Origin of the sequence: Mycobacterium sp., assembly GCF_035603715.1 — a bacterium.
Taxonomy (GTDB): Bacteria; Actinomycetota; Actinomycetes; order Mycobacteriales; family Mycobacteriaceae; genus Mycobacterium.
Window position 1 is genome coordinate 1 of the sequence record NZ_DATNJW010000691.1, and the last position, 7,237, is coordinate 7,237.

General features: G+C 66.0%; 8 protein-coding genes. 3 read left to right on the forward strand and 5 right to left on the reverse strand.

The window, feature by feature from the left end; translation table 11 throughout:
* The 4 genes from VN856_RS27805 to VN856_RS27820 form a co-directional block, all read right to left on the reverse strand.
* Nucleotides 1-559: enoyl-CoA hydratase/isomerase family protein (locus VN856_RS27805; RefSeq protein ID WP_325695295.1), on the reverse strand; the 559-nt coding region annotated here is incomplete at its 3' end.
* 1 nt (nucleotide 560) lies between these two features.
* Nucleotides 561-1,649, reverse strand: coding sequence for an acyl-CoA dehydrogenase family protein (locus VN856_RS27810; protein WP_325695297.1), 1,089 nt, complete (start codon nucleotides 1,647-1,649; stop codon nucleotides 561-563).
* Complete coding sequence (locus VN856_RS27815) at nucleotides 1,636-2,541, reverse strand: acyl-CoA dehydrogenase family protein (protein WP_325695298.1); 906 nt, start codon at nucleotides 2,539-2,541, stop codon at nucleotides 1,636-1,638. The genes VN856_RS27810 and VN856_RS27815 overlap by 14 nt, the downstream gene beginning before the upstream one ends.
* A complete protein-coding gene (locus VN856_RS27820) occupies nucleotides 2,519-3,922 on the reverse strand; it encodes a class I adenylate-forming enzyme family protein (RefSeq protein ID WP_325695300.1) in 1,404 nt (467 codons plus the stop codon). Before VN856_RS27820 ends, VN856_RS27815 begins: the two co-directional genes overlap by 23 nt.
* A gap of 71 nt (nucleotides 3,923-3,993) precedes the next feature.
* On the opposite strand from VN856_RS27820, the gene VN856_RS27825 reads away from it, so the two are divergent.
* Both VN856_RS27825 and VN856_RS27830 read left to right on the forward strand, forming a co-directional pair.
* On the forward strand, nucleotides 3,994-5,004 hold the full coding sequence (locus VN856_RS27825) for a ferredoxin--NADP reductase (RefSeq protein WP_325695302.1): 1,011 nt from the start codon (nucleotides 3,994-3,996) through the stop codon (nucleotides 5,002-5,004).
* Between the two features lie 89 nt (nucleotides 5,005-5,093).
* Nucleotides 5,094-5,546, forward strand: a complete 453-nt coding sequence (locus VN856_RS27830) for a TIGR03618 family F420-dependent PPOX class oxidoreductase (RefSeq protein WP_325695303.1) — start codon at nucleotides 5,094-5,096, stop codon at nucleotides 5,544-5,546.
* A 10-nt stretch (nucleotides 5,547-5,556) separates the two neighbouring features.
* Here VN856_RS27830 and VN856_RS27835 read toward each other — a convergent pair whose 3' ends face one another.
* Entirely contained in the window at nucleotides 5,557-6,450 is an 894-nt protein-coding gene (locus VN856_RS27835) for an SDR family oxidoreductase (protein ID WP_325695305.1), read from the reverse strand.
* A gap of 165 nt (nucleotides 6,451-6,615) precedes the next feature.
* On the opposite strand from VN856_RS27835, the gene VN856_RS27840 reads away from it, so the two are divergent.
* Nucleotides 6,616-7,237: LysR family transcriptional regulator (locus tag VN856_RS27840; RefSeq protein WP_325695307.1), on the forward strand; the 622-nt coding region annotated here is incomplete at its 3' end.

The window sequence follows — 7,237 nt, forward strand, 5'->3', positions numbered from 1 at the left end:
CCACCGCGTGATTGGCCAAGCCGAGTTCGACCGCGCGATGCGCGGTGATCCGTGCACCGGTCAGCGCGTACTCCTTGGCCAACAGCAAGCTGATGTGCAGCGGCCAGGTCAGTGGTCCGCCGTCGGCGGCGACCAATCCCACCTGCACGTGCGGGTCGGCCAGGTACGCGTCTTCGGCGATGTAGACGATGTCGCTCAGCGCGACCAGGCTGCAACCCAGCCCGACCGCGGGCCCATTGACCGCTGCCACCACCGGGACGCGGCAGCGAGCCATACCCAGCACGATCTCGCGCCCGTCCGTGATGGTCTTGGCCCGCAGAGCCGCGTCGTTGGCCAGTTCCTCTAGATAGCCGAAGTCACCACCGGCCGAAAATGCCCGCCCTGCACCGGTTATCACGGCAGCGCGGGCGGTGAGGTCGTCGCTCAGACGCTGCCACAGCTTGGCCAGCCCGTGGTGCAGGTTGTCGTTGACCGAGTTCAGCGATTCGGGCCGGTTCAATGTGATGATCCGCAGCGGGCCATCGGCCTGAACGTCGATTTCGGTTGGCATGTCGTACACGTCAGGCTCCCAATCCCAAGATTCGTGAGGCGATGATGTTCTTCTGGATCTGCGATGTGCCGCCCATGACGCTTTGCGCGCGGCTATAGAGGTAGGCGCTGAGCAGTTGTGGATCGTCGATGCCGCCCACCGCCAACGCGGCATGGCCGACGGATTGCTCGACCCAGGTCATCAGCAACTTGTCCAGCGATCCGTCCGAGGTATGAGTCACCCCATCGAGTTGCTCGGACAGCCGTCGCCGGACGTGGTGGGTCAACATCTCGGTTTGTACCGCCGCCCAGGCAAGTTCCTCATTCGCCGAGCCGCCGGCACGCGCGGCCAGCTGGCGGACCAGCTTGCCGTAGCGGGCCGCGTAGCCCAGCGTGGACGGCTCACGCTCGTGGCCGACCACTGTCATGGCAAGGGGCCATCCCTCCCCGGGGGCGCCCACCATGTTCTCGGCCGGCACCGTCGCACCGTCGAACAGCACCTGACCGAATTCGGTGGTCACGCCGTTGATCATCTGCAACGGACGCTGTTGCACGCCAGGCTGTTTCATTCCGATGATGAACGCCGAGATGCCGCGATGCCGCTTGGCCTCGGGATCGGTGCGAGCCAACAGCAGACACCAGTCGGCGACATCGGAGTAGCTGGTCCAGATCTTGTGTCCGTTGATGACGTAGTTGTCACCCTCGCGGATCGCGGTCGTCGTCAGCGATGCGAGATCGGAGCCCGACCCCGGCTCGCTGAAACCCTGACACCACCGCTCGGAGCCGTTGATCATTCCGGGCAGAAAACGAGTGCACAGCTCCTTGCTGCCGTGCCTGCTGAGGCCGGCGACCAGATAGCCCAGGCTGGGCCGCGGCGGCGCCTCGGCACGCGCCAGCTCCTCGTCGAGGATGACGTCATACACCGGGGGTAATTCCTGCCCGCCGTACTCCCGCGGCCAGGACAGCCCGAAGAAACCGCCCTGGTACAGCGCACTGTGCCATTCGCCTTGGCGGGCCCAATACTCGTCACCTGAGCTCGGAAACTCTTTGGCGTGTACCGAAAGCCAGGTTCTCAGCCGATCCCGGAAGGCAGCTTCGTCGGGCGAGTCACGGAAGTCCAACGCTGATCTCCTCCAGCTTGACGGGCCACAATTGCGTCGAGGTCAGCGCGCGGCGAAGGTACACATGCGCCAGGCACTCCCAGGTATTGCCGATGCCGCCGTGTACCTGAATGGCGGTCTCGCACACCGTCCGCGCGGCTCGCGCGCAGTAGACCTTGGCGAGCCGGCCGGCACGGATCGCCTCGGCTGGGTCCAACTCGTCGACCGCCCAGGCGGCGTGCCGCAAGATGCTCACCGAACCCTCGATCAGCGCCAGGCTTTCGGCGAGCAGGTGTGCGATGGCCTGGTAGGAGCCGATCGACTTGCCGTACTGCTCACGGATTTTCGCGTAATCGCACGCCAGCGTGTGCGCACCGCGCGCGGTGCCGACCAGGTCCGCCGACGTGGTAGCCAGCGCGAGTGCCAGCCAGCGTTGGACGGCGTCGGAGTCCAGATCGCCGATGGCGGTTGCCGTTCCGTTGACATCCGCCGCGGCCCTGGTCAGATCGACCGCATCGCGGGCAGCGCCCACATCGACGGCTGACACCGTCGTGCCGTCCAACGTCAACGCACGCCGGTAGCCTCGCGCGTCGATCGCGCGACCGGTCACCGCGATCGTCGACCCGGAGCCGTCGTCGCCGACCTGCCGGGCCAGATCGTCCGCGAGCACCGGACCGAGAAACGGCGCGTCGACCAATCCGCGGCCGAACTCCTCAGCGACGATGGCCACTTCCACGCCGGAGGCGCCGTCGGAGCGCAGCGATCGCCAACCCGTCTGCTGGATCTGCTTGTCGAGCTTGCCGATTCGCCCGTCGTCGGCGAGGTCTTGCACCGATCCCGGCCCGAGGTCATCAGACAGCTTCGCGGCCGCGTCACGCAGTTGTTGTTGTTCAGCGGTCAGACGTACATCCATAACGCTCCTTGAGAACTCGGCGCAGCACCTTTCCGGAAGGCAACCGAGGTATTTCGGGCACGAACACGACACGACTCAGACGTTTGTAGGACGCAAGACTCTCACCGACCCGCGCGGTGAGTTCGGCGGCGTCGACCGGCTCGCGGGTTGCCACCGCAGCGACGACCGACTCCCCGTCCGCGCCGTCGGGGACGCCGAACACCGCGCAGTCTTCGACGGCGGGATGACCGTGCAGGACGGCCTCGATCTCGGCGGGCGCAACCTGAAAGCCGCGCACCTTGATCATCTCTTTGGACCGATCGGTGATCCGGAGCCAGCCACCGGCGTCCAGGTAGCCGACGTCGCCGGTCCGATACCAGCCGTCGCACAAGACATCTCGTGTTGCTTCGCACGGCAGATAGCCGGCCATCAGCGACTCGGCCCGCGCCTGGATCTCGCCGATCTCACCGGGACCGACCTGCTCGCCGGTCTGCAACGACGCTATTCGCACCTGCACGCCCGGTACCGGCCGGCCGACGGAGTCGAGCCGCGCATCATCGAGCGGGTTGCAAGCGATGACCGGTAACTCGGTGGTCCCGTACGCAGCAACCCACCCGACGCCGGTTCGACGGGTGACGGTCTCGGCGACGCTCGGGCTGACCGGCGTGGCTCCCCACATGATGAAACGCAGCGACGAGAGATCGTAGGACTCAAGATGCGGGTTAGCGGCGATAGCCAAAGCGATTGGCGCGACGGCCATCTCGACGGTAATCCGATCGTCTTGGATGTGCCGCAACATGCGCTCCACGTCAAATCGGCGATGCAGGCGCATCCACACACCGGTCTGCAACGCCGTCATGATGTTGAGCAATCCGAGAATGTGCGACGGCGGAGTGGCGATCTGAATGCGATCGCGGGCGGTCAAACCCATTGCCTCGCGCCACTGCCCGACGGCGACCCGTAGCGAATGATGCGTGTGCCGAACCGCTTTCGGCAGACCCGTGGTACCCGAGCTGAACGCCAACACCGCATCGGCATCCGGCGCAGCAGCGCCGGTGAACTCTGGTTCGTCCGCGACGATGGGTTCGTCGAGATGCACCATCGGCATGAGACTCGACAGCACCTCATGGTCGCCGACGGCGTGCGACGGGTTCGTCAACGCCAGCGCGTGCTCGACTTCATGACGCTTCCACGCCGGGCTGATCAGCACGACGACGGCGGCCAGCCGCCAGATCGCATGCAGGGCGACGACGAATTCCGGACGATTCGACGCCATCAATGCGACCCGTCCGCCGGCCGTCACGCCGCGTCGACGCAACGTTGCGGCCAGCCCGTCCGCCAACGCCTCGAGCTGCGGCAGCGTGTAGTGCCGCTCCTCGAATACCAGCGCGGTCGGAGACATTGAGAACATCCTATCGTTTTGAGAGAATAGTATTCTCTGAAGGGAAGAACGCAAGTGTGGAAGGGGCCGGGATGGCGGAGCGCCACGTGTTCCATCGGGCCACGGTGACCAGGATCGTCAAAGAGACCGCCGACAGCCGTACCTACGTGCTCGCCCCCGAGGAGCAGCCGTTTTCCTATCGCGCCGGACAGTTCTGCACCTTCAAGATCACGGTCGACGGCGAGGAGCTGTACCGGTCGTATTCGATGTCGAGCGCGCCCGAGACCGACACCGAGGTGATGACCACGGTCAAACGGGTGACCGGCGGCAAGGTGTCGAACTGGATCATCGACAACGTCATCGAGGGTGATCAGCTGACCATGACGCGGGCGGCCGGAACCTTCGTGTTGAAGTCGACACGGGCCCCGCTGTTAGCGTTCGCCGGCGGCAGCGGTGTCACACCAATCCTGTCGCTGGCCAAGAGCGCCCTCGCGAGCACCGACCGCCAGGTGCGGGTTCTGTGCGCCGACCGGGACCGGGCCTCGGTGATCTTCGAGGCCGCGATCGACGAGCTGATCGCGCGATACCCCGACCGGTTCTCGGTGCACCGGAACATCGACGCCGAGCACGGACTGCTGGATTCGGCCGGGGTCGAGAGATTCGTCGGCGCGGATACCGACGCCGACTGCTACGTCTGCGGGCCGGAGGGATTCATGACTGTGGTGCGCTCCGCACTGCCGGAGGGCGCGACCGTCCTCGTCGAGGACTTCGACGCGTCGCCGCCGGTCAAGTCGCCCGCACCCGCGGGCGCCGAGAGCGTCGCTGAACAGGGCGGCACGGTGACCATCAAGCTGGAGCGCAAGAAGGCGTCGGTGCCGCGGGTTGCCGGGGAGACGCTGCTGGAGACCGCACGACGGGCGGGCTTGTCGCCGCCGTTCAGCTGCGAAGCCGGTAACTGCGGGACCTGTATGGCCAAGCTCGTCGAGGGCGCCGCCACCATGCGCACCAACGACGTGCTCGAGGACGACGAGATCGCCGACGGTTACATCCTGACCTGCCAGGCCGTGCCGGACACTCCGTCGGTTGTGGTGGAGTACGAGTAGCGCTGCACGGCAACACTTTCCGCAGGTCGGGAATGGAACGGGGTGTTCCGGGGCTGAAATACGGCAACGACCCGGAAAGGACCCGCACCATGACTGACCTGCCAGCCTTCGAGAAGCTCGCCGCCGCCGACCAGGGCCTCGTCGTATTTACCACGCTGCGCCGCGATGGCAGCGCCCAAGCGTCGGTGGTCAATGCCGGCGTCCTACCGCACCCATTGACCAACGAGCCGGTCGTCGGGCTGGTAGCCATCGGCGGCGCCCGGAAACTGGCGCACCTGCGCGCCGATCCGCGCACCACCGTCACCGCCCGCAGTGGTTGGCAGTGGGCCACCGTCGAAGGGACGGCCCAACTGATCGGTCCCGACGACCCCCACCCCGACGTCGACGAGGAGCGACTGCGGGTAATGCTTCGTGAGATCTTCACCGCGGCCGGCGGAACCCACGACGACTGGGACACCTACGACCGGGTGATGCGCGAAGAACGTCGCACCGCGGTCTTGATCTCGCCGATCCGCGTCTACACCAACCCGTCCCGGGGTTAGGTCAGCTCACTTATTCGCCGAAGTAGTGGCCCTCGTCCAGATCGGCGAGCAGCCCTTTCTCGACCGGATGCCAGTCCAAGGTCTTTTGCGTCAGTTCGCTGGACGTCGCGTCGTCCAGCGACGCGAAGATGGCCAGAAAACCGAAATGGTCTTGCGCCTGCTCGGCTGAAATGCCCGCTGCCGGCAGGTTCAGGTGGCGGCCAATGACCTCGGCGATGTCGCGGAACGGCACACCCTCGTCGGCGACGCCGTGCAATCGCGTACCCGCAGGCGCAGATTCCAGCGCCAGCCGGTAGAGGCGCGCCGCGTCGAGCGTGTGCAGCGCGGGCCAGCGATTCGCACCGTCACCGATATAAGCGGACACACCAGCCTTTCGGGCACAGTCGATGATGTGGTGGGTAAAGCCGTGGTGGTCCAGGTTGCTGTGCACCAGCGGCGCGAGCCGGACGACCGATGATCGAACGCCACGCTCTGCCAAGGCAATTGCCGCGTTCTCCGAGTCGATCCGAGGCCCGGCGGGCAGGGTGTCCTCTTCGGTGGCGAGTCGTCCCTCGACGAACGCCACCAGGAGAGTGCCTGATGTGCCGACGAAGGGCCGGTTCGAACCGGCGAGGGCATCCCCCATCGCCTCGACGGCGCGCAGGTCCGTCTCGGCGGAGCCGAGGAAGTCGCTGAAGTCGTGCTTGAAGGCCAAGTGGATCACGCCGTCGGAGGCGGCGGCCGCCGCGTGCAGACCCTCGAGATCGTCGAGATCGCCACGTTGTACATCGGCGCCCATGGCCGTCAACGCGGCCGCCGACGTGTCCGAACGCGCCAAACCGGTGACCTGATGCCCGGCCTGACGAAGCTCGGGCACCAGTGCCGACCCGATGTGGCCCGTCGCGCCGGTGACAAAAACTCGCATGATGAACTCCCTGAAGTAGCGATAAAGCGGTAACACCACCGTGCGTCAGGGCATGAGTACACGTCCAAGACTCGTTCCGAATGACTTAATACTGATCAGGCATCACTGCAGTTGAACGGCGCTTCTAGTCCCTTGGGGCTTGCTGGACTCGATTAGCATGCGGGTATGGAGAACGTGGTCGATCTCGACCTGCGGCAGGTACGGTACTTCGTCGTGGTAGCCGACCACCGGCACTTCGGCCGCGCCGCTACCGCACTGCGAGTGGCGCAGCCGTCGTTGAGCCGACAGATCCGCCGGCTGGAGCAACAACTGGGCGCCCGGTTGTTCGACCGAAATACGCAGGGCACCCGGCTCACCGAAGCCGGTGAGGTGTTCCTCCCCGCGGCGAAAGCGCTGCTGCGATCGGCGTCCAGGGCGGCCGGGCAGACCCGGGCCGCCGCCCAGCCCAGCCGAATCACCATCGGCTACACAATGGGAGTGATCGTGACGGCGGCGGCGCTCGAAATGCGCCGTCAGCATCCGGACGCCGACGTCCAAGTCGTGCATGTGGGCTGGGATCAAGCCCGAGATGCGTTGCTGCAACATCGGGTTGACGCATTGGTGACCCGGCTGCCGTTCCCGACCGATCAATTGCATGTGACCGTCCTCTACGACGAGCCCCGGGTGTTGGTGGTGCCGCGGACCCATCGTCTGGCCGGCAAGGAGTCGATCACTTTGGACGACATCGCCGACGAGCCGATGCCGCGAGTCCGGAACTCCGACCCGGCGTGGAGTGCGTATTGGCGGG